At 44.3% G+C, this 23,818-nt stretch carries 19 protein-coding genes, 1 pseudogene and 1 riboswitch; of the genes and pseudogenes, 12 read left to right on the top strand and 8 right to left on the bottom strand.

Features of this window, described 5'->3' with window-relative positions; genetic code table 11:
- Positions 1 to 10 precede the first annotated feature (10 nt).
- The 3 genes from L1D37_RS13115 (at position 11) to L1D37_RS13105 (ending at position 2,953) form a co-directional block, all read left to right on the top strand.
- Positions 11 to 1,531 carry a tripartite tricarboxylate transporter permease gene (locus L1D37_RS13115; RefSeq protein WP_176681091.1) on the top strand — a complete coding sequence of 507 codons (1,521 nt, stop codon included), beginning with the start codon at positions 11 to 13 and terminating at the stop codon, positions 1,529 to 1,531.
- 216 nt (positions 1,532 to 1,747) lie between these two features.
- Positions 1,748 to 2,506, top strand: a complete 759-nt coding sequence (locus L1D37_RS13110; RefSeq protein ID WP_239848167.1) for a sulfite exporter TauE/SafE family protein — start codon at positions 1,748 to 1,750, stop codon at positions 2,504 to 2,506.
- Positions 2,507 to 2,761: 255 nt separating this feature from the next.
- Entirely contained in the window at positions 2,762 to 2,953 is a 192-nt protein-coding gene (locus L1D37_RS13105; RefSeq protein ID WP_017066914.1) for a hypothetical protein, read from the top strand.
- 146 nt (positions 2,954 to 3,099) lie between these two features.
- On the opposite strand, the gene L1D37_RS13100 is transcribed toward L1D37_RS13105, so the two are convergent.
- A complete protein-coding gene (locus L1D37_RS13100) occupies positions 3,100 to 3,513 on the bottom strand; it encodes a VF530 family DNA-binding protein (RefSeq protein WP_061033489.1) in 414 nt (137 codons plus the stop codon).
- A 389-nt stretch (positions 3,514 to 3,902) separates the two neighbouring features.
- Between L1D37_RS13100 and L1D37_RS13095 the strand changes: the two genes are divergently transcribed.
- Positions 3,903 to 5,063: an HD domain-containing phosphohydrolase gene (locus tag L1D37_RS13095; RefSeq protein ID WP_239848166.1), complete on the top strand. Its 1,161-nt coding sequence runs from the start codon at positions 3,903 to 3,905 to the stop codon at positions 5,061 to 5,063.
- Between the two features lie 133 nt (positions 5,064 to 5,196).
- Here the strand turns inward: L1D37_RS13095 and gnd are convergent, their stop codons facing one another.
- The 5 genes from gnd to L1D37_RS13070 all read right to left on the bottom strand — a co-directional run bounded on the left by gnd (position 5,197) and on the right by L1D37_RS13070 (position 11,768).
- The gene (gene gnd, locus L1D37_RS13090) at positions 5,197 to 6,645 is read right to left on the bottom strand and encodes a decarboxylating NADP(+)-dependent phosphogluconate dehydrogenase (protein WP_017059712.1); all 1,449 of its coding nucleotides are present in this window, start codon (positions 6,643 to 6,645) and stop codon (positions 5,197 to 5,199) included.
- Between the two features lie 29 nt (positions 6,646 to 6,674).
- Entirely contained in the window at positions 6,675 to 7,409 is a 735-nt protein-coding gene (gene pgl, locus L1D37_RS13085) for a 6-phosphogluconolactonase (RefSeq protein WP_239848251.1), read from the bottom strand.
- The gene (zwf, locus tag L1D37_RS13080) at positions 7,406 to 8,908 is read right to left on the bottom strand and encodes a glucose-6-phosphate dehydrogenase (protein ID WP_008220790.1); all 1,503 of its coding nucleotides are present in this window, start codon (positions 8,906 to 8,908) and stop codon (positions 7,406 to 7,408) included. The genes pgl and zwf overlap by 4 nt, the downstream gene beginning before the upstream one ends.
- Before the next feature lie 442 nt (positions 8,909 to 9,350).
- Positions 9,351 to 10,046 carry a response regulator gene (locus L1D37_RS13075; protein WP_239848165.1) on the bottom strand — a complete coding sequence of 232 codons (696 nt, stop codon included), beginning with the start codon at positions 10,044 to 10,046 and terminating at the stop codon, positions 9,351 to 9,353.
- Positions 10,047 to 10,115: 69 nt separating this feature from the next.
- Positions 10,116 to 11,768 (bottom strand): sensor histidine kinase, encoded by a 1,653-nt coding sequence (locus tag L1D37_RS13070; protein WP_123296880.1) that lies wholly within the window; start codon positions 11,766 to 11,768, stop codon positions 10,116 to 10,118.
- Between the two features lie 633 nt (positions 11,769 to 12,401).
- On the opposite strand from L1D37_RS13070, the gene L1D37_RS13065 reads away from it, so the two are divergent.
- The 6 genes from L1D37_RS13065 to L1D37_RS13040 all read left to right on the top strand — a co-directional run bounded on the left by L1D37_RS13065 (position 12,402) and on the right by L1D37_RS13040 (position 19,840).
- Positions 12,402 to 12,629: a hypothetical protein gene (locus L1D37_RS13065; RefSeq protein WP_008220782.1), complete on the top strand. Its 228-nt coding sequence runs from the start codon at positions 12,402 to 12,404 to the stop codon at positions 12,627 to 12,629.
- Between the two features lie 214 nt (positions 12,630 to 12,843).
- Complete coding sequence (locus L1D37_RS13060) at positions 12,844 to 14,301, top strand: TolC family protein (RefSeq protein WP_176681087.1); 1,458 nt, start codon at positions 12,844 to 12,846, stop codon at positions 14,299 to 14,301.
- Between the two features lie 3 nt (positions 14,302 to 14,304).
- Entirely contained in the window at positions 14,305 to 15,279 is a 975-nt protein-coding gene (locus L1D37_RS13055; protein WP_123296876.1) for a biotin/lipoyl-binding protein, read from the top strand.
- 7 nt (positions 15,280 to 15,286) lie between these two features.
- Complete coding sequence (locus L1D37_RS13050; protein ID WP_239848164.1) at positions 15,287 to 16,531, top strand: ABC transporter permease; 1,245 nt, start codon at positions 15,287 to 15,289, stop codon at positions 16,529 to 16,531.
- Positions 16,528 to 17,715: an ABC transporter permease gene (locus L1D37_RS13045; RefSeq protein WP_239848163.1), complete on the top strand. Its 1,188-nt coding sequence runs from the start codon at positions 16,528 to 16,530 to the stop codon at positions 17,713 to 17,715. Before L1D37_RS13050 ends, L1D37_RS13045 begins: the two co-directional genes overlap by 4 nt.
- Positions 17,716 to 18,298: 583 nt before the next feature.
- A complete protein-coding gene (locus L1D37_RS13040) occupies positions 18,299 to 19,840 on the top strand; it encodes an alanine/glycine:cation symporter family protein (RefSeq protein WP_123296870.1) in 1,542 nt (513 codons plus the stop codon).
- A 116-nt stretch (positions 19,841 to 19,956) separates the two neighbouring features.
- Here the strand turns inward: L1D37_RS13040 and L1D37_RS13035 are convergent, their stop codons facing one another.
- Complete coding sequence (locus L1D37_RS13035) at positions 19,957 to 20,133, bottom strand: hypothetical protein (protein ID WP_239848162.1); 177 nt, start codon at positions 20,131 to 20,133, stop codon at positions 19,957 to 19,959.
- A 325-nt stretch (positions 20,134 to 20,458) separates the two neighbouring features.
- Positions 20,459 to 21,193 (bottom strand): chromosome partitioning protein ParA, encoded by a 735-nt coding sequence (locus L1D37_RS13030; protein ID WP_239848161.1) that lies wholly within the window; start codon positions 21,191 to 21,193, stop codon positions 20,459 to 20,461.
- A 602-nt stretch (positions 21,194 to 21,795) separates the two neighbouring features.
- A riboswitch (glycine riboswitch) is annotated at positions 21,796 to 21,915 on the top strand.
- Positions 21,916 to 22,045: 130 nt separating this feature from the next.
- Here L1D37_RS13030 and L1D37_RS13025 point away from each other — a divergent pair.
- A complete protein-coding gene (locus L1D37_RS13025; protein ID WP_123296866.1) occupies positions 22,046 to 23,416 on the top strand; it encodes a sodium:alanine symporter family protein in 1,371 nt (456 codons plus the stop codon).
- Between the two features lie 110 nt (positions 23,417 to 23,526).
- Positions 23,527 to 23,818 (top strand): annotated as a pseudogene (locus L1D37_RS13020) (IS110 family transposase); the annotation flags it as partial.

Raw genomic sequence — 23,818 nt, 5'->3', positions numbered from 1 at the left:
GGATAACATTATGTTAGACGGAATTTTACAAGGACTTTCGACCGCTGTGATGCCAATGAACATCATGATGGTAATCGTGGGCTGTTTCGTAGGTACCTTCATCGGGATGCTGCCGGGGCTAGGTCCAATCTCAGCCATTGCTCTAATGATCCCTATCACTTACGGCCTAGACCCATCTTCTGGTCTTATTTTGATGGCCGGTGTTTACTACGGCGCGGTATTTGGTGGCTCAACGTCATCAATCCTAATCAACGCTCCGGGCTGTTCTTCTACTGTGGTAACAGCATTCGACGGCTACCCAATGGCGCAAAAAGGCCAAGCAGGTAAAGCACTGGCCCTTGCTGCTTACTCTTCTTTTACTGGCGGAACACTTTCAGCAATCATGCTTTTGATCGCGGCACCCGCTCTAGCAAGCGTGTCATTGAGCTTCCAGTCTTCTGACTACTTTGCGCTAATGCTATTAGGTTTATCAGCTGTCGCGGCGTTTGCAGGCCCAGGACAGGTTATCAAAGCGTGGATGATGACCATCTTAGGTTTGATGCTTTCAACGGTAGGTATCGACAAAGGCGTTGGTGTTGAACGTTTCACATTCGGACTCACGGATCTAATGGATGGCTTCAGCTTCCTATTACTGGCGATGGCAACGTTCGCACTGGGTGAAACCTTGATGGGTATTCTTAAGCCTGAGCAAGATAACAGCGCTGAAGAAAGCAAAAAGATGTCTGATATTGGCAGCATGAAAGTGACCAAAGAAGAGATTAAAGAAGTCGCTCCGGTTTCAATTCGTTCTTCAATCCTTGGCTTCTTTACTGGCGTACTTCCGGGTGCTGGCGCAACCATCGCTGCTTTCTTAAGTTACGGCATGGAGCGTAGCCTTGCACCGAAAGACAAACAGAAAGAGTTTGGTAAAGGCAGTATTCGTGGTCTTGTTGCTCCAGAATCTGCAAACAACGCCGCATCAAGTGGTTCATTCGTTCCGCTACTGACGCTGGGTATTCCGGGCTCTGGTACTACCGCAATCATGCTAGGTGCATTGATCGCTTACGGCATCCAACCGGGTCCTCGCCTGTTCGTTGAGCACCCAGATGTATTCTGGTCGGTGATTATCTCTATGTACTTTGGCAACATCGTACTGGTTATCTTGAATCTACCGCTTATTCCTTACATCTCTAAGTTGCTGGCAGTACCAAGAACAGTGTTACTGCCAATGATCATCTTCTTCTCTATCACAGGCGTGTACTTGGTGTCATTTAACACGATGGACGTATTTGTGATGCTACTAGTGGCGATGGCAGCGATAGCATTAAGGCTTGCCAACTTTCCACTCGCCCCGTTATTGCTTGGCTTTATCTTGGGTGGATTGATGGAAGAGAACTTGAGACGTGCGCTGATGATCAGCGATGGAGAGCTTAGCTTCTTGTGGGAACGCCCTATCACCATGACGTTCACTATCTTGGCGGTATTGGTTCTTTCTAGCCCGATTCTGGTTAAGCTATTCAAGAGCTTTAAAGCGAAACCTGTCGAAGTGTAATCAACACTCAGCTCTAGAACACATAAAATAGATTGAACACAATTCGAAATCCCAAAGGAGCCTCAGGCTCCTTTTTTCGTACCTGCTCTCAAGAATGAACACGACTCTAAGATGGTAGCGAACTCACAAACTCGCACTTTCCAGCCTCACAGCTCTGATATTCATAACAAAATCAAGTAAGGTAACCAGTCATTTAACGCATTGGATTCTAAAACTATGGATTGGTTGATTCTATTCTTGTCAGGCGTAATTGGTGGCGTGCTTAACTCTATTGCTGGAGGAGGCAGTTTCATCACTTTCCCCGCTCTATTGTTTGCTGGTGTGCCTCCTATTGCAGCCAACGCGACCAACACCTTTGCATCCTGTGCAGGCTACATCAGTGGCGCTTATGCACTGCGTCATGAGATCCAATCGGGTACCAAACAACTTAAACTGACGATTGCTTTATGTGTGATTGGCGGTGGTATTGGGGCTTTCTTATTGCTGCACACGCCAGAGGCACTGTTTACTCAATCTGTACCTTGGTTGTTACTGTTCGCCGCCCTTCTTTTCACCTTTGGTGGAACGTTGAATAAATGGCTGAAACAAGCGACAGCAAAACATAAACACGCCACCAACGCTGGCGCCTTCTTTTCAGCATTATTGCTTTTGATCGTATGTATCTATGGCGGCTATTTTAATGCGGGGTTGGGTATCGTCACATTGAGCTACTTGGCTCTGGCGGGTTACACCAATATCAACGTGATGAATGGTATAAAACTGCTTGTATCCGCTTGTGCATCACTTGCGGCAATCGTGTTTTTTATCGTGAATGGCTCGATTGATTGGCCGTCCGGCATGGCCGTTTTGATGGGGACACTAGTTGGTGGTTATTACTCGGCAAAAATCTCTCGCCGAATCCCACAACAGTATGTTCGTAACACAGTGATCATCGCGAGTTTCTTAATCACCGCTTACTTTTTTTATACCAACTAAGTTTTATGCTAAGTCGGTTTGACACTAATTAAACCCGAGACTGAATCTGATTCTAACTGGAATACATAGCGGGAAAGCTGACTCTCACATTACCTATGTCGCTATTTTATTGCTTATAAAATAACCGTGTCGATATATGTGAGACGAGTCCTTTAATTAGTAAATTTGATAACAATTTAGACTGTTTTTTAGCCTTTCTTTTGTGGAAAGTGGGATAATTCTCCTGTCGAAAGTGAGACTTCATCAGGAGGCGTTATGAACATTAAACTCGGTCATGTCATGTCATCAAGTCGACTCATTTGCTTTGTCGCTTTTCTCGCTGCCACATTCGCGTGGATTCTCAAAATGCCCGCTCTGTTTTCTGTGTCAGCGCTCTTCTTGCTTATCAGTGCCATCGTTTATGTCACCGATCTTTGGAAGAATCAAAGAAAGAACCGCGAAGCTTAAGACTCAAGTACAACAAGCTGTACACGCTTGAACAAAGTACACACGTTAAAAAAGGAGCACTTAGGCTCCTTTTGTATTTTATGCTTATCCCTTTAGCTAATTAGACGGCGTTATTAACGACTTCTCTTGCTAACGACGCCTTCCTATTAACGACGAAAGTTACGACCGTTACCGCCACGACGAGCTTTAAATGCCGATGCCGCTTTAGCTTGAGAAGCCTGGATAGACTCAACCGTTAATTCCATTGGCTCACGAGGCTCTAACCCGTGACGGAATGTACGTGAACGCGGAGGCATCTGGTATTCGATGTCTGATGCTTTAGGCATACGCTTAAAACGGTAAAGGTAGAAGTTTTCAACCTTCTCACGAGCCCATTCCGTCTTCTTCAGATATTTAACAGCGCTTGCTATAGTCGGCTTAGTGTTAAAGCAGTTCATGCGCATTGCTGCATCCAAAATTTCCCAACCATAGTGATCCACTAACTCAGTGATCATGGTCTCAAGCTTTAAGCCGTGTAGAGGGTTATTTTGTTGCAGTTCGATTCTTTCTTCTTCAGTCATAACATTACCTTTTTCAAGGCAGCTCACGGCCTTGAATATACTCTAGAACACCGTCATCACTGACCGCTTCTAGCTCAATCACTTAGGCATTACATCCATTGCCCTTATTTATGCCTTTATGATGGCATAAAGCATGTACGTTATCCTATTTATCTTTTCATTTAATTTCAAAATGGTCACTTAACGCCTGAGTTATCATCAACTTCTTTCCCTTTTTTCAGATCCAAGAACCTATAAAAGTACCAGTTAACAAAAATGAGGGTAATGCAATGAAATAACCATTTATCTCGTAATGATATTGCATTTTATCAGAACGCAATGCTATGTTTTAATCGATACTTAAAATAAAAAATAACTCGAATAAACAATGATATAACTATAAATAAAGGTTGATTTGTAACATGTTTGACTACTCCCAGCTCAACCGAGTAGCCGCTGAAGATAAGGACATTATCGCCATTGTTGATGACCTTTTCCGGCTAGCTCGTGAACATTACCCCATATTATCTCGGCTTTCCGTTGTACTATGCAGTGAAAACAGAGCATCGAATTACTTTGTTTCAGACACGCTGTGCCAAGAAGCAGAACATCGCTACGTAGAACAAGAACTAAAACCAGAATCAGCTTTGTCTCGAATGGCTGAATCTCTCGATACTCGAATCATCCACGATCTCACCTCGCTCAAACCGACCAAGCAAATTTCACACTTACTTCAGCTTGGACACCAAAGCAGTTATACAACGCCCATTCACTATCAAGAAAGTAATCTTGGATTTGTGTTTATCAACGCATCATCAACGGGCTTTTTTGCTAACGATTATATCCAGTGTGATATTGCCTACATCTCTCAGCTTATCTCGAGTTTGTTTGTTCAACTGTTTGAGAGGCAACGTCACTTTCAGTCGTCATTAGCGATCGCCTTAAACATGGGACACGCTCGCGACCCTGAAACCAAAGAGCATCTGATTCGCATGGGGAAATACAGTGAACAGATCGCTAGAACGATGTCCCAGAGTAATAATGAAATCACACACCAGTTCATTCATCGTATTCGTTTATACGCCCCCTTCCACGACATAGGAAAATATCGAATCCCTGATAACGTATTGTTCAGCACCGGTCGTTTTTCAGCAGAAGAAAGAGCCATCATGAACAATCACACTTTGTATGGTGAAGAGATGATTAACGATGTGGTGTCCCTCTCCCACCACTGCTCTATGTGTTCTGATGAAATTCAGTTCATTAAGAATATTGTGCGTCACCACCACGAGCGATTTGATGGCTCGGGGTTACCTGATGGTCTGAGTGATACTGCGATTCCACTTGAAGCACGAATTGTAACGCTCGCGGATGTGTTTGATGCGCTGATGAGTAAAAGAGCCTACAAGCATGCATGGTCACTGAGTGAAGTCATGGAATACATTGAAGCGCACAACGGTTCGATGTTCGACCCTGAATGTGTTGAGGCGCTTAAACAGAACCTAGAAGGCTTTATGGCAATTCGGGAGCAATACAACGACGATGTAAAACCCCAAGCCATGATGGCTTAGCCTAAGTGAGTTTCGAATGGTTTGTGCTAAACAATTACCAATAACCAACAAAAAAGGATGCCAATTGGCATCCTTTTATTTTCTAGTTTTCAGCTGAAAGAACAAACGTGTTCTTACTGATTCTAACTAACGATTATACGTCGTAAGTTGTAGAAGCAGTGTCGCCGCCTGTACCAGTCCAGTTTGTGTGGAAGAATTCACCACGTGGACGGTCAGTACGCTCGTAAGTGTGAGCACCGAAGTAGTCACGTTGAGCTTGAAGCAGGTTAGCTGGTAGACGTGCTGTTGTGTAACCGTCTAGGAAAGATAGCGCAGAAATCGTACATGGCATTGGGATACCAGACTCTAGAGATTTCGCTGCTACTTTGCGCCATGCTACTAGGCTGCCTTGTAGGATATTTTTGAAGTACTCGTCAGAACCTAGGAACGCGATGTCTGGGTTTGCTTCGTACGCATCACGGATGTTGCCTAGGAATGCAGAACGGATGATACAACCACCACGCCACATTAGCGCTACGTTACCGTAGTTTAGGTCCCAGCCGTTTTCGTTCGACGCTTCACGCATTAGCATGAAACCTTGAGCGTAAGAGATGATCTTAGAAGCCAGTAGAGCTTGACGTAGTGCATCAACCCACTCTTGCTTGTCGCCTTCAACTGGAGTGATTGTTTTCTCAAACAAAGCTTCAGCTTCAACACGTTGGTCTTTAAGAGCAGACAGGCAACGAGAGAATACAGACTCAGAGATTAGAGTTAGTGGGATACCTAGGTCTAGTGCGTTGATACCAGTCCACTTACCAGTACCTTTTTGACCTGCAGTGTCTAGGATCTTCTCAACTAGCGCTTCACCGTCTTCATCTTTGTAGCCAAGGATGTCAGCAGTGATTTCAACTAGGTAGCTGTCTAGCTCAGTCTTGTTCCAATCAGCGAATACTGCTTGCATCTCGTCAGCAGACATACCTAGGCCATCTTTCATGAACTGGTATGCTTCAGTGATAAGCTGCATGTCACCGTATTCGATGCCGTTGTGTACCATCTTAACGAAGTGACCAGCACCGTCGTTACCAACCCAGTCACAGCAAGGCTCACCAGCGTCAGTTTTTGCAGAGATACCTTGGAAGATTGGCTTAACCGCTTCCCAAGCTTCAGCCGCGCCGCCTGGCATGATTGAAGGACCGAAACGAGCACCTTCTTCACCACCAGATACACCAGTACCGATGAAGTGGATGCCTTTCTCACGACAATGCGCTACACGACGGTTAGTGTCTGGGTAGTTAGTGTTACCACCATCAATGATGATGTCGCCTTCGTCTAGAAGTGGGATTAGGTTTTCGATGAACGTGTCTACAACGTCACCAGCACGAACCATAAGCATCACTTTACGTGGCGCTTCTAGCTTCTCAACTAGCTCTTCTAAAGAGTAAGCACCAACAATGTTAGTACCTTTAGCTGGGCCTTCTAGGAACTCGTCTACTTTCGCAGCAGTACGGTTGTGAGCCACAACTTTGAAGCCGTGGTCGTTCATGTTTAGGATAAGGTTCTGACCCATTACTGCTAGGCCAATTACACCGATATCACCTTTCATTATTTATATCTCCTTGCGGCTATTCGCACTTATGCGATAGCACTTGCTGCATTTGAATCTAGGAACCACTCTGTCTCGCCAGTTTTAGACTGGATTTTCGCTGCCGGGTAAGGCAACTCTGAAGCAGGAGTAGTATGAATTTCTTTAACGATCTCAACTTTGCCTGCACCCAGTACTAGGTAGCTGATTCGTTTAGCTGCTTCTAAAACTTTTGCGGTTTTAGAAACACGGATTTGACCAGACTCAGGGTGAGAAGCCAGTACAGACAGTTTCTCATCTTGGTAGTTGGTTGCACCCGGGAATAGTGAAGCTGTGTGGCCATCAGCGCCAACACCTAGCAGAATCCAATCGAAAACTGGCGTGCCGTTTTCTGTTGGGATTACGTCTGCCATCTCTTTTGCAAAACGCTCAGCTTCTGCTTTAGGCTCATCTTCACCACGAATGCGGTGGATGTTTTCAGCAGGAAGGTTCACTTGAGTAAACTCTTTTAGTTTCGAAAATAACAGCGCGTTAGCTTCACCGAAGTTACTTTCAGCGTCGTCTGGTGCCACGCAACGTTCGTCGCCCCACCAGAAGTGAAGGTTATTCCATTGAATGCCTTCTGCGTATGGTGCTTGAGCTAAAAGCTTGAAAAGCATTTTGGGCGTGCTGCCACCAGACAATGAAATGTGAACAGGTTTACCCTGCTCGCTGTACGCTTTCATTTCGTTTGCTAGAGTTTCAACAACCAATTCTGGCGTTGCAAAGATCTTGTGATTGATCATAGTTCGCAGTAATCCGTGTCTGTTAAGTTTTTGCATGGGAAACGCCATGCGCGGCCATCACGTTGCAGAAGTTCATCCGCTTCCTGTGGGCCCCAAGTACCACAAGCATAGCCAAACAGTGCTTGAGGATCTTGTTTGAAGTCTAAGATTGGTTGAACGTACTTCCAACATGCTTCCACTGCATCAGTACGTGCAAACAGAGTTGCATCACCGTTTAGTGCATCAAGAAGAAGGCGCTCGTAAGCCGTTAGCATTTGAGTTTCAGGCAAGTCAGAGTAAGAGAAGTTCATTTTCACTTCTTTTGCTTTGAAGCCTGCGCCCGGCTCTTTCAAGCCAAAGCTCATCTGAATACCTTCGTCCGGTTGAATACGGATAATCAGTTTGTTCTCTGGTGCATCTTGACCAAATACTGGGTGTGGCGTGTTCTTAAAGTGAATCACGATTTCCGTTACGCGCGTTGGTAAGCGTTTACCCGTACGAACGTAGAAAGGAACACCATTCCAGCGCCAGTTGTTGATGTGAGCTTTAAGACCAATGTACGTTTCAGTACGAGAATCGTCTGCTACACCCGGCTCTTCACGGTAACCTAGCAAGTGCTGGCCGCGAACGTCTGAAGCTGTATATTGACCAAGAACGAGATCTTTACGCAGGTCATCTTCCTCAAGAGGTTTCAGACACTGAAGTACTTTAACGACTTCGTCACGAATAGAATCAGCATTGATTTGAGCAGGTGGTTCCATACCAACCATCGCTAACACTTGTAGCAGGTGGTTTTGGAACATGTCACGAACTGCACCAGAACCGTCGTAGTATCCGCCACGCTCTTCAACGCCAAGGAACTCAGCACCTGTGATTTCTACGTATTCAATAAAGTTACGGTTCCACAGTGGTTCAAACATCGCGTTTGAGAAACGAAGCACTAGAAGGTTTTGTACCGTTTCTTTACCAAGGTAGTGGTCGATGCGGTAGATCTGGTGTTCTTGGAAGTGATGATGGATCTCTTCATCTAACGCTTGAGCAGAAGCTAAGTCGTAACCAAATGGCTTCTCGATGATAAGACGGCGCCAGCCATTCGTTTCATCGTTTAGGCCATGCGCAGCAAGGTTTGCTGGGATAACACCGTACAGGCTTGGCGGCGTTGCCAAGTAGAACAGTGTGTTATGGTTTTCGAATTGGTAGTCTTGCTCAAGCTTGTCTAGACGTTGTGCTAAACGAGCGTAATCTTCGACATCTGAAGTGTTGATCGCTTGGTAATGCAAATGTTCAATAAATGCATTCAGCGTCTCAGGTTCAGTTTGTTCCATTTCCTGAAGAGACTTCTTCAGCTTCTCACGGTAAGACTCATCGCTGTACTCAGTACGGCTCACTCCAAGAATCGCAAAGGATTCTGGTAGTTGATTGCTAGCATACAGGTGGTACAAAGCAGGAATTAACTTGCGGTAAGTTAGATCTCCCGACGCACCAAAAATAACGATGCTGCTGTTTTCAGGTATTACCATCATCTTTCCTATAAAAACAAGGTTTTTAGTATTCGCCAACGGTATCAGCGACATACGAAAATAGATAATAGGTCTTAGCTATTACATCAATAGCGAGTGCCTATTACACTTGAGAATGCGTTTGGTAAACGAGGGTGAATGCTATCACCTCTATTCGGGACAGTATTGTCTATGAGTATTTGATTTACATCAACCACTGTGAAAGCAATCGATTAAATATTGACTCATTTCGAACAAATTCTAATCGATAGCTCAGTTCGCAAAGGTAGAAATAGCAGCAAATCGGCATTCTCAAACATTGTAGTCAAGAAAGAATGGCATCTGGTCTGTGGAGTGACTTGTGGATGTTAAAAGGTAAACTAAAACCAGCTTATTCAACTGGTTTTACAGTTTATTTGGAATGTAAAGGCACCTTCGGATGAAGAGAGCATCTTGCGCGCCCTTATCTTTTCGCTTTGTTATAACAACGTTCAGGACGACCAACGGTGCCGTAGTTTAAATCGGCAACCAACTCACCGGTCGTGATCAAGAACTCTAGGTAGCGTCTGGCAGTGGTTCGGCTTGCGCCAATACGTTCACCCGCTTCATCAGCCGTAATATTCGTCGCGTCTGCTTGTTGAAATATCGCACGAATCTTATCGAGCGTTACACCGTCGATCCCTTTAGGTAACGTCGATACTTTCGCTGAGTCTGCCTTCGCATTGGCTTGCAACATCTTGTCGACCAAGCCTTGGTTCAGGTCAGACACGCTTTCAAACTCTTGCTGCTGCGATTGGTACTTTTTCAGCGCCGCTTCCAAGCGAGGAAACATCACGGGTTTGAGTAGATAGTCGACCACTCCGCCACGCATTGCTTGCTGCAAAGTGTCGACGTCGCGTGCTGCGGTAATCAAGATAACATCACAGCCTTGATTGCTTCCACGAACGTGGTTGAGAATGTCGAGCCCACAACCATCCGGCAGATAAACATCCAAAAGCACCAAATCAGGCTTCAAGATATCGAGCTGCATTAAGGCTTCAGACTGTGTGGTCGCGATACCAACCACATCAAAGCCTCCCATCTGTTCTAAATAACGATGGTGAAGCTCTGCAATCGCAATATCATCTTCAATGACCATGACTCTCGTGATTGCGTTCATTAATGTTCTTCCTTTAACCATTGTATTCCTGTCACGATGAGCGTCACTCAATCGTTTCGTGCTTAATTATTATTGTTCTTCTTTTGGTAGATAAACCGTCATGCGTGAACCAAAGTCAGGGTTATCAACCATTTCTAATTGCCCTTGATAACGGTCGGCTAACTGCTTAATCAAATATAAACCGACACCACGGTTCTGTTTCGCTTTACTCGATACGCCTTTTTCAGTGAGGTCATTGGTTGCCAAGTGTTTTGGTAAACCACAGCCTTTATCTTCTACTTCAACGATGATTTCATTACCAAAATCACTGATAGACACATCAATCACGCGGCGCGCCGGGGCAATTTGCCCTTCTTGTTTAATCGCCATCATGGTGGCATCAAACGCGTTATCAATCAGGTTACCGAGAATAGTGACAACGTCATCCGCATTTAAACGGCTTGGCAGCGCCTCAAGCCTCGAACCCTCTTCGACTTTGAGCTCTAAACCAATCTCACGTGCGCGTTCTGTTTTGCCTAGTAACATGCCCGCGATCAGTGGGTCTTTGACCGTCTCTCTCAAGAACTCGATCAGGCTTTGATAGTGAGCCGTTTCTTGTCCGATCAACTGCTGAACAGATTCCAATTCACCCATTTGAATCAAACCGCTAATGGTATTCAACTTGTTCTGGTGTTCATGGGTTTGTGAACGCAGCAGATCCGCATACTCTTTAGTTTGAGATAGCTGATCCGTTAAGTCGTTAATCTCATCTCGTAAACGGAAACTGGACACCGCACCAACCACTTCACCAGCCACAATAATCGGACTACGGTTAGCAATGATTCGTTTGTTATTCAGGTAAAGCTCAACATCATGGTCGGTATCACCCGTTGATAGCAGCTGCTCTAAATCACTGCCAGCTAATACATCAGAAAGGCGTTGCTGGTTGAGCGCTTTATCTCTATCAATAGATAAAATATCGCAGGCACTCTTGTTTATCGAACGCAAAATACCGTTCTTATCGATACTTAAAATACCCTCTTTCACGGTACTCATGGTCACATCGAGCTCAACGTATAAACGGCCTATCTCTTCTGGCTCAAAGCCCAAAATAGCACGCTGAAAGCGACGAGACACATAGCTTGAAATCAATGCGTTAACCGCAACCACCAGCAAGGCCATCACGATCAAAAAGGCTAAATAAGGTTCAATTCTGTCTTGCAGCGAATCTAAGAGATAACCAACCGATACCACGCCGATGACAGCATCATTCGAGTCTTTGACGGCCGATTTACCACGTACTGAAAACCCGAGTGAACCTTTTGCCGTCGACACGTAAGACTCGCCCAACACCAATGCTTTCTGGTTATCACCACCACGCATGGGTTTCCCCAACCTGTCGTCGTATGGGTGAATTAAGCGAATGCCTTTCTCATCACCGACAACAATAAACGCCGCACCAATTAACTGCGTGAGGTTTCGAAACTTTACTTGGGTCTCTTCAGATAAAACGTGAGGAATGCCATCAGCATCCAAGGTTCCATTTTCTTGAATAATGCGGGTGACTAGCGGTGATTCGGAGAGAAATTCAGCCACGCCGAGCGCTTTCAAACCCATCTCTTGCTCTTGAGATTGTTTGATATAAGAAAAACCTGCCGCTGAGAGTATCAACAGCTCAACGAGGCCAGTGACCGTCATGATAATCAGCAACCTTTTACGGAAACTGATGCTACTCCATTTCATATAAAACCGTCCCTAGTGCTTAACGATTAATGTTAACACCAAGTTAATCTTATGACCTTTGCGCTGATACGAATTTGTGACTGTTACTCAACTAAATAATTGACCAGATTATTAATTGATATTCCTTTACGTTATACGGCCCAAACAATCGCTCACTTTTAGAACGGATTAGCTTAAAAAGACAAATAAACGAATAAATATTGAGCTAGATCACTAAGCTTTTAGGTGTTTTTTAGGTTGTTTAAAATAAATACAATTATAATGGTTGCATATGAAGGAGTTTATTGTTGCCAAGCTATACGTTGCAATTTTAAGACAGCGTTTTAAACCGGAATTTCGGTTAACACAAAAGCAACAACTCTTCACTCACTGGACGTATCGATAAGTAAAAGTTGCGCGCTCGCCGTTACGAATGATGAACAAACGGATTAAGTATTCTCCCCTATTCATCCATCGCTATTTCACACTCGGATAGTTAGACAACAGGCTAGTTAGACAACGAAGAGGTGACTGATAAAAGCAGCATCCAATAATAAAGCATTGATGAGCAGGAAGTATCGATCAGTGGCAACGTCCAATAGAAACAGGATAAAAAACATAACGTATAAACATTGTTGAAAAGGAAACCAGGCAATGAAACGCGATAATTTTGGAATCTGCCTAACAAAGGCTATGTTGTTCAAAAACTTACAATCTACTTTCACTCATGTCAGAGCATATGAGAAGAACGAGACATCCCCGCTCGATCTAAAAGTATTGTTAGCTTTCCCGCAAATGTCAGGTAGAGATTTATTACAAACGATGCAAGGTTCAAGACAATTGGTGTGGCGCGCCGATCACCATTGTCCAAGCTTTAAATAGCGCCAATCAATTTGTAGTAACCTCTTCTATACTGAACTTAAAGAGCACGATTCGTCGTGCTCTTTTTGTTTCTTCGTGCCAGCCATTAAACCCTTAATAGCATTCACATTATATTAACGAGCGGCTATGCTAATTGTTCATATGAGGTAATCTGTTCAAGACAAATGATTATCCCCCTGTTAACATTAGAGCTAATACTCTAATTTGGTATTTAATGCAGATGACCAAACCGACATTCCGACGCCTTGCGATTGCCAGTATTCTTATCGGTGCTATCAGTTCGCCAAGCTATGCTGCCCCGCTCACTTTTTCTGAGGCGTGGCAAATACTCCAAGAGAACAACAACTCTCTTGCGGCTCAACAAGCTAACGTTGAGCGTTATCAACACCTTCAAAATGCAACTGGAAGCCTTAACTTACCTTCTGTGACGCTTGGCGCTAACTACACTCACCTTGATAGTGACGTTACCATCAATGGCGAACAGTTTGCAGATAGTCTAAGTGGCGTCCCAGCTGGCTTATCTGGTATTGGAGCCATTGCTCCCGGGCTAGTTTCATCTCTCGGAGGTATCACCTCCACCATCACCGAACAAGACATCTTCAGCTCTTCCATTCGCGCAGTTTGGCCTATCTTTACTGGCGGACGAATTAACGCAGCACAAACCGCAGCCGAAGGTAAAAGTGAAGAAGCGCAGAGCCAACTCTTGATGGAAAAGCAGGCTCGCTACGAAGACTTAAGCAAATACTACTTCTCAGTGATCTTAGCGGAAGACGTTGTGAAAACGCGTCAAGCCGTAGAAGCAGGCTTAACTCAGCACCGAGATTTCGCCATCAAGATGGAACAACAAGGGCAAATCGCACGCGTCGAACGCCTACAAGCGGATGCTTCTTTAGATAAAGCAGTCGTTGAACGTACTAAGGCTGAGAATGACCTCAAAATTGCTCAGTTAGCACTGACTCAAATTCTTGGGCAAAGCCAGAGTGTTGAACCTTCAGAGCAACTGTTTATCAACAAGAACCTGCCTCATATGGATGTGTTCATTGACCAAACACTGATGACCTACCCCGGCCTTAAGATCCTTGATGCGAAAGAGAAACAAGCGAGCAGCTTAATCAAAGCTGAAAAAGGCAAATACTACCCAGAAGTGTACCTTTACGGTGATTACAGCCTTTATGAAGACGACTCGCTAGCAAGTGAAATGAAACCGGATTGGTTAGTCGGCATTGGTGTGAACGTACCGCTGATCGATACCTCTGGTCGCTCTGATAAGGTAGCCGCTGCGCACAGTGCGGTTTCACAGGTGCAATTCCTTAAGTCACAAGCCAAACAAGACTTAACCGTGTTGGTACAAAAGACCTACCTTGAAGCAAAGCAAGCGATTGAAGAGGTTCAAGGACTCAACTCTAGCTTGTCGTTAGCTCAAGAGAATCTATCTCTTCGAAAAAAAGCGTTCACTCAAGGGCTGTCTAACTCGTTAGAAGTGGTTGATGCAGAGCTATACCTTGCGAGCATTAAGACACAGCAATCTGCTGCGCGATTCAAATATCTTATCTCCCTCAACAAGCTTTTGGCGCTCACCAGCGAAATGAATGCTTACTCAAGTTACTTAACTTCTTCTGTTACGTCTGATTTCGACTCAAAAACAGACACCGCTAGCCAGTCAAAAGGATAACTCATGAAACCTATTAAGCCCCTTCTTCTATCTATAGTTGGTATCGGCATTATTGGCTGGGTCGGATACAGTTTTTACCAAGCGTATCAGCCTCAACCGGTTAAGCTTCAAGGCCAAATCGATGCGCAGCAATACAGCATCTCTTCTAAAGTACCAGGCCGAATTGACCAAGTATTCGTGCGCAAAGGCGACTCTGTTGAGAAAGGTGAATTGATCTTCTCTCTACTTAGCCCAGAGATCGACGCTAAATTAGAACAAGCGAAAGCTGGCCAGAAAGCCGCTGGCGCATTAGCTCAAGAAGCCGAAAATGGCGCACGTACTCAGCAAATCCAAGCCGCTAAAGACCAATGGCTAAAAGCTAAAGCTGCTGCAGACCTCATGAACAAAACCTACCAACGTGTAAATAACCTTTACAACGATGGTGTTGTCGCTGAACAAAAACGTGATGAAGCCAAAACACAATGGCAAGCCGCGAAATACACAGAAAGTGCTGCCTTCCAAATGTACCAACTGGCACAAGAAGGTGCTCGTGATGAAACTAAAGTTGCTGCTGCTCAAAAAGCCTTAATGGCTGCAGGCGCCGTGGCAGAAGTTGAAGCCTACGCAAAAGACACACAGATTCACAGCTGGTTCAGTGGTGAAGTGTCTCAAGTATTGCTAAGCAGTGGTGAATTAGCGCCGCAAGGTTTCCCTGTTGTCACCGTTATCGATACTCAAGACGCATGGGCGGTACTTAACGTTCGTGAAGACATGTTGAAGCACTTTGAAAAAGGCACGCAGTTTGACGCTTACCTTCCTGCTTTAGACAAATCACTGACCTTTAAAGTGACTCATATTGCCGTAATGGGCGATTTCGCGACTTGGCGTTCAACCGATGCAGCGCAAGGCTTTGACTTACGTACATTCGAAGTAGAAGCACGCCCTGTCGACACAGACGAAACATTGCGCATGGGTATGAGCCTTGTGGTTGAGCTTTAGGTGACTTATGTCTGCTAACTTTCGATCTACAGGAGCACAATCTACAGCCTCTCAACCACCTGAGCATCATAGAGCGAAGAGTACCTTGCTTAGGCAGTGGGCGATAGTTCGCAAAGACAAATGGTTGTTGTCGTGTCTAACTTGGATACCCTTGCTGCTTGCAGCAAGTATCTGGCTGATCTTCTCGCAAGGCATTGCCCGTGATTTACCCGTTGCAGTGGTTGATCTTGAACATAGCCAAATCTCGCAACAATTCACTCGTCTTGTTGATGCGTCACCTACCCTACAAGTGACTCAGAAATACAGTTCAGTGAGCGAAGCAGCTAAAGCAATGATTGAACGCGATATCTACGGTTACGTTGTGATACCAAAACACTTCGACCGTGATCTCTACCTAGGTTTGAACCCTCAAGTGTCTGTGTTCTACAACAGTCAATTTATCTTGATAGGTAAACTGGTCAACTCAGCGCTGTTACAAGCTCAAGGGACTTTTAACGCTCAGCTTGAAGTCGTTAAACAGCTTTCACACGGTGATACCACGGTGCAATCAGCATTAGGCCAAGCAGTCACTGTACAAAGTCAGATCACGCCTTTGTTTAACAAGAACACCAGCTATGCACAGTTCTTGGTGTCTGCTGTTATTCCGGCTTTATGGCAAATCATGATTGTGGTCGGCACGATCTTAGTTTTGACTGCAAACGTTCGAACTCGTGGGCTAAAAGCTTGGTTGTCACACTCTCCTGCGAAGTCGTTAGTTTCAACGTTAACCCCTTACGTGGCTCTGTTTTTAGCGTTTGGTATTGCGTTTAGCTTTTGGTTCTATCGCCTACTCGACTGGCCATTTAACGGCAGCTTCATGGCATTGACTATTGCCCAGCTACTTACGGTTATCAGCTGTATCATCATGGGTTGCTTGTTCTTCTTTTTAACACTCGATCCAGCAAGGGCGATGAGTTTCGCCGGTGCCTTCACAGCGCCAAGCTTTGCCTTCATGGGGATTACTTTCCCTGTAACCGACATGAACACGGCGGCTCAAGTTTGGAGAAGCTTATTGCCGGTCAGTCACTACATCGAAGTACAAACGGCTCAGTCTAGTTATGGCGTGAGCGCAGCACAATCGTTAATCAGCCTCACTTCTATGTTTTGGTATGCAATTCCAGCGTTGGTGGTTATGTTGTTAATTAAGAAACATCTAGCAAAAGCATCACTCTCAGCTAAAGCACAAGATGCAGAACAAGGAGTAAAACCATGAGCTTTACTCAACTGCTAAAACAAGAACTGTTAGCGGTACTTCGCAACCCGGTTGTCTTGCTCACCGTATTTGGTGGCGTGGTCTTCTATTCATTCTTGTATCCGCTACCTTACGCAAATCAAGTGCCTCAACAATTGAAAGCGTCCGTGGTGAACTTGGATAAGAGCCAAAGCAGCTACCAGTTAGAGAGAATGGTCGATGCGACCTCTCAAATCGATCTGGTTCGTCGAGATTCCACCATCGAAGATGCGAAACAAGCTGTGCTGAACCAAGAGATTGGCGGTTTCATCGTCATCCCAGAAGATTTCTATAAAGATCTACTTCTTGGAAAGAGCCCTACGCTCTCTTATGCCGGCGATGCGTCTTACTTCTTGGTGTACGGAACCATTGTTGAAGGGTTAGCCAAAGCCGGAGGCACACTAGCCGCACAAGTTAAAGTCAGCCATTTGCTAGTCGAAGGTGTGCCGTTAGAGTCTGCAGCCAAAGGCTACAGCGCGTTTAGCTTGAACCTAAAGCCAACCTTCAATAGTCGCATGGGATACATCGATTATGTTGTGCCTGCTGTATTTGTGTTGATTCTGCAACAAACCTTAGCCATGGCTTCTGGTTTAGTTGGCGCAACACAAAATGCTCAATCGACCTTTGGTTATTGGAGTAAAACGCCACCAGCCAAACTGATCCTTGCTCGTTGTTGTACCTTAGTCGGCATTTATTATTTGCTGTCCATGTACTACTTCGGTGCCAGTTTCTCGATGTATGGGATTAACTTGCTCGCCTCTACGACTCAAATTCTAACCCTGCTGCTACCTTTTTTATTGGCCAGTTGCTTGATCGGGATTTTTATCGGTGAGTTAGTACCAAGAAGAGAGCTAGTCACGGTTGTGGTGTTAATCAGTTCAATGCCACTTATCTTCTCGTCTGGATTTATCTGGCCGGTTGAAATGATGCCACAGTGGTTAGTACTGCTATCAGAGCTATTTCCAAGTACCCCTGCAATTCAAGGTTTCTTGGCGCTGAATCAGATGGGCGCTTCATGGCAAGAAGTCGCACCTCAATGGACGCTGTTATGGGGACAAGTTGCTCTGTGGGGTTCGTTGCTGGCACTTAAGCTCTACCACAAATCGAGTAAAAGCGTTGTTAGCAGTAGTACGAGTACCAACCACAGCAACAGCAACAGTCATTGAGCTGTTTGACTCATCGAAAACCATTAAAAAAGCTCTGATTAAGGGCTTTTTTAATGCCTTCAAACTTGATGCCTATTTACCATCGAATGGTTAGAAGCCGCCAAAAACACATCAAGTATTCAAACTTCATTCACTCTCTTCCATCAGGTTTAAAGCGATTTGATCGTAAATCCCCCCCTCAAGATCTAAGGAATCGTTCTAAACAAGAATAAACCGCCTACCTAATAGAATTCGCCTACCGCTATTGCTATCACTGCATATGCCTTTTCAAACCCGAAAATCATCAACTTATTCCAAAATGATGACAAAACCCGAATAATTGTAAATTTATTGTAAAAATTTCTTTGATGGCATTATTTTTATGTATAGGGTTATCAATAAGACTTGATAGGCCGAATATCATAGTCTGATTAATGGACGTACCGAAAGGATCTCCATATAAAACGTGATTAGTAGTTATATTTATTTCGCATTTTGACTTAGCAACAGAGCTTTTGTCGCTACCAAAGAAATATATAAGCTATTGAAATAAAAAACAAACACAACAGCAACAAACATAATTTAATAAAAAGCAGGGAAAACCATGAAAAACATAAGAGAATTATTTTTTGGGTTTATATTATTGTTTAGTTCCAGTGCATTTGCAGAAGAAGGGTCATTTAATCAAGCCATTAGCAACTTAAGCCAAAGTGTTGATGGATTTTTCAACGAGTACACAGGATGGTTCGTTGGATTAATATTTAAAAGCGTGCCAGTAGGTGAAGCCAACTTCCCGATTATTGTTGGGTGGCTATTACTTGCTGCACTGATCTTTACTGTTTATTTTGGCTTCGTTCAATTTAAACGTGTCGGCATGGCTATCGACATCATTAAAGGTAAGTACACCGACCCTAAATCGAAAGAAGATGGCGAGGTTTCTCACTTTCAAGCTCTAACAACCGCTCTTTCAGGAACAGTTGGCCTAGGTAACATTGCTGGTGTGGGTGCTGCACTTGCGATTGGTGGTCCTGGCGCAACATTCTGGATGATCTTGTGTGGCATCCTCGGGATGGCTTCTAAGTTCTGTGAGTGTACCTTAGGTGTGAAATACCGAACTATCTTACCGTCAGGCGTTGTTTCAGGTGGTCCTATGTACTACCTAAGCCAAGGTCTTGGTGAAAGAGGTTTAGGTGGACTCGGTAAGGTACTGGCTATCGGTTTCGCATTAATGTGTATCTTGGGCTCTTTGGGCGGCGGTAACATGTTCCAAGCCAACCAAGCTCATGCAATGTTAACTTACGCTTTTGATATTCCTAGCGAATACGGTGTTATCACTGGTCTTGTGCTGGCTGCTTTAGTTTTCTCTGTAATTGTTGGTGGTATGCCTTCTATTGCATCGGTAACAGAAAAAGTTGTTCCTTGGATGGCTGCGCTATATATCGGTATGGCTGTGATTGTTATCGGTTCTAACCTTGATCAAGTTGGCCCTGCGTTCAGTGCAATCTTTACAGGTGCATTTACTGGCGAAGGTGTCGTTGGTGGATTCATTGGTGCGTTAATTCAAGGCTTGAAACGTGCAACGTTCTCGAATGAAGCAGGTGTTGGTTCAGCAGCTATTGCTCACTCAGCGGTTAAAACAAAAGAGCCAATCACTGAAGGTCTAGTATCACTATTAGAACCGTTCGTTGATACGGTAATCATTTGTACAATGACAGCATTGGTTATCACTATCGCAGGCTTAAACACAGGTCCATTCGATGGTACAGGCCTAACGGGTGTAACCCTAACTGCGGCATCATTCACTGAAACTGCAGGCTTCTTCAAATACACACTAGCCCTAGCCGTTATCATGTTTGCGTTCTCTACCATGATTTCTTGGTCATACTACGGTCTTAAAGCATGGACTTACCTATTTGGTGAAGGAAAGGCAACGGAACTCGTATTCAAAGTGATGTTCTGTGTGTTCGTTGTGATTGGTGCAACCATTCAATTTGGCGCTGTCATCGACTTCTCTGATGCAGCTATCTTTGCAATGTCTATCTTTAACATCCTAGGTCTATACTTCTTGATGCCTGTTGTTAAGAAAGAACTGCAATCATTTGTTGCTCGCGTGAAATCTGGCGAAATCAAAACTTACGAGAAGTAACTTCTCTTCGGTGCTTATCGTCAAATAACACTGTTCTAAAAATTTTTGTAATACCCTTTGCTTGAGAAAGCGAGAACAGTACTGCAATTAACCTAAAATCCCTACTGGCTAATAGTTTAGCTCGTAGGGATTTTTGTATCTGGATTGTCTTGTTCAAGCTGTTCAGGTTCTTGGCTTACTTTTTTACGATCCACCAGCTTTTCTACTTCAATCATTTCGCGTTGCGCTAATGGCGAATTACAATCATCAAAACAATAGGCGACGGTGCAGTTCTCACACAGATATTCATTCATGGTTTAATCCCTGTCCATTGAGATGGTCTCATCACAGAATGACAACAGACCGCGTGTTCATCCTAGAACATCGCTATTATGCTGTTTCTCAACCTTATAAATATGCGTGCAAAGTCACCAAATATTCAATTGATCACATATTAAAACCATTTTACGGCTCTAATCACGGATAGCTTGGTAATGGTGTGAAAACGGTTATTAGCCACGCTACGAAACCGATTAGTAGCAGAAATAAACCAACTGGAACGAAAAACGCCCACACCATTTGCATGATGTGGGCGTTTGAATAGTTACAGCTAAAAACGAATGAATTAAAGATTTGAGTTTATAAACCCATCTCTTCGGTTAGCGTTTTGATTTGCTTGAGGTCCATGGTGTGAACTTCAATCATTTGTCTGATGTCACTTAGACGAGAGTTCGCGTTGTCTTGCTTCTCACACGCGTCAGATTTCGCATCCCATGAAGTACCATCTAAGAACACATCACACGCTTTCTTAAGTGAACCAAGGTTCTGTCCAAGCTCGTCTCTTTCCTTCTCAAGCTTTTCAAGCTCTTGAGATATTTGTAATTCTTTACGGAACAGCTCACGAGAGCGTTCAAACAAGGTCGACTGCATATCCGCTTGACGGTTTAACTTTTGGTTATCTTGCTCTGTTTTGTCTAGCGTTTGCTTTTGATCGTTTAACTGCTGCTCTAACGAGTAGTTCGCCTTCTCTAAAACCGCAGATTGTTTCGCTAATTCTTGAAGTTCTTTTTGATGCTCTTCAGCCTGCTTAGCTAGCGCAACTTCTACTTTAGCGTCGATCTCGGTATCGACTTTTGCCACCTTAGCTTCAACCGACGTCATCAGTTCTGTTTTACTGTCGCGTACTTCTTGATAACGGGTTTCAAGTACCTGATAAGTGGACTCCCACTTCGAAGCCGTCACTGTCGAACCGATTAAGCCACCCAGTGCTAAACCTATAACCGCCGCAATGCCGATATAGAGCTGACTGCGCTTATCGCGTTCTTCAATAACAACCACTTCATCTTGTTCGCTTTGTCCAGATTGCTGGTTCACTAGCGGGCACTCCCAAAAATATGTTTAACGTTACGCGGTCACTGGCATTAATACTGATTGTGTAGGTTCAGTTAAACCTGTCACTCAAGTCAGAAGCACTTGAGCTTTACTAACACGTTCATCCCATCTTCTTACAAACAGTCTAACGAGTTAACTCCGAAATCATCAAGCTGGCAGTATACAAAAGGAAGCTGCTAACGATAACTATCACTACCCATTTTTGCAGTTTTTCGTTGGTCCGGTAACGAAACAATACAAATGCCAAAGCCAATAAAAAAACAATCGCTATTAGTCGAGTCATAACTCCTCCTTGTTTCCCTATTTTATACCATTTAAATAAGCAAGTTACGTCAGAGTCGCGTTGTTTGATCATTTAGTTGAACAACATTTGTGCAAACAGATATTTTGTAGCTGACATCACATTTTATATGATCTAGGATACGCCTACAGATTACCTAATTATTTAGGTAATTGTTCCGATGAAGACTGCAGGAGAGTGGTTTTTAACTAAATTTTAACATTTAGTTAGATTGACCCGCCGAAGAAGTAAATCTTTCAGGTGCTTTATGCTGGAGAAATCCAGAAAAGTGAGGACTGTCGTTGGAGGAACCTCTGGAGAGAACCGTTAGATCGGTCGCCGAAGGAGCAAGCTTAGTGCCCGTTACTTATCTATAAGTGATTCGCTAAGTGAAACTCTCAGGCAAAAGGACAGAGGAGTGGAAAGCAACAAGCCTTAATTAACAAAAGAATTCTATCTAGAAATCCGTATGTATTAAGTAGTGCTACCGATCCCTGTGATCTGCACTGCCTTCCCTCTTCTCCTTAAATTTTTTAATTTATTAAGGGGAATCTATGAACCACCTACAAGCTACACTACAAACCATCAACCAATTCGTTTGGGGACCACCACTGCTTATTCTGCTAGTGGGTACAGGTATCTACTTTACTTTTCGCTTAGGCTTACTCCAGTTTAGACACCTCCCAACCGCGCTAAAAATGGTATTCAGCAAAGACAAATCCGGTACGGGTGACGTATCCAGTTTTGCCGCTTTGTGTACCGCTCTTTCAGCAACCATTGGTACAGGTAACATCGTTGGTGTAGCGACCGCAATCAAGATTGGTGGCCCTGGTGCCCTATTCTGGATGTGGCTTGCCGCTGTATTTGGCATGGCGACCAAATACGCAGAATGTCTACTCGCTGTTAAATACCGCAGAACCGATAGCAATGGTGAAATGGTTGGCGGCCCTATGTACTACCTTCAATACGGTGTTGGCTCAAGAATCTTGGCGGTAATGTTCGCTGTGTTCGCTTTGGGTGTTGCCTGCTTCGGTATTGGTACCTTCCCACAAGTTAACGCTATTTTGGACGCTACTGAAATCTCATTTGGCGCTTCACGTGAGATGTCTGCTGTTGTTCTAACGATATTGGTAGCAGTAGTAACGCTTGGTGGTATTCAATCTATCGCTAAAGTTGCAGGAAAAGTGGTTCCGACCATGGCGGTTATGTACATTGTCGCGTGTTTGAGCGTTCTGGTTTCAAATGCAGACCAACTACTGAATGCCATTACCCTCGTTGTTACCTCTGCGTTTACTAATACAGCGGCAACAGGCGGTTTCTTTGGTGCGAGCATCATGCTTGCTATCCAATCGGGTATTGCTCGTGGTGTATTCTCTAATGAATCAGGTCTAGGTAGCGCACCCATGGCTGCGGCGGCTGCAAAAACAGATTCATGTGTGAAGCAAGGTCTTGTCTCTATGACAGGTACTTTCTTCGACACCATCATCATTTGTACGATGACTGGTTTGGCACTTATCTTAACCGGCGCTTGGCAGACTGACCTTTCAGGTGCTGCGATGACCACTCATGCATTTGCTGTTGGTCTGAACGCAGACACGCTTGGCCCAATGCTGGTTTCTGTTGGCCTAATCTTCTTTGCGTTTACTACGATTTTAGGTTGGAACTACTACGGCGAGCGTTGTGTTGTTTTCTTGCTAGGTACAAAAGCAGTCCTACCTTACAAGATCATCTTCATCGCGTTGGTGGCTTCTGGTGCATTCTTGAAGCTCGACATGATCTGGATAATGGCAGATATCGTGAACGGCCTGATGGCAATTCCAAACCTAATCGGCCTTATCTTGCTACGCCACGTGGTTATCGAAGAAACAAAGCTGTTCTTCAAACCTTTAACGTCTTCAAACGATTGTGAAGCTGTTAAAGCATAATCAGAATTGATTGAACACAAGCCCGCTTTCAAATGCGGGCTTAATTATATGGTCCGCCTCACTCTCAAGCCCTTAAGCTTAGAGTAGGCTTTCAGAATGAGGTGAACCATATGTCTTCTATTCATATTTTAGGTATCGACCTAGGTAAACATTGCTTCCATGCTATCGCACATAACCGTTGTGGMGTGGAGGTGCTTCGTCGTAAATTTAATCGTAACCAACTCTTAATCTTTCTTAGTAAAATAGAACCAACAACTATTGCTTTCGAAGCCTGTGGCGGTGCTCATTGGCTTGCTCGAAAGTGTAGTGAGTTTGGGCATCAACCCCGACTTATTCCTCCTCAGTATGTTAAGCCTTATGTCAAAGGCAATAAAAACGATTTCATCGAAACGATTTCATCGA

It is taken from the genome of Vibrio sp. Isolate33 (assembly GCF_022397895.1).
Classification (GTDB): domain Bacteria; phylum Pseudomonadota; class Gammaproteobacteria; order Enterobacterales; family Vibrionaceae; genus Vibrio; species Vibrio pomeroyi.
Note: the sequence above shows the minus strand (reverse complement) of the source record. Positions and strands in the feature narration are given on the sequence as shown.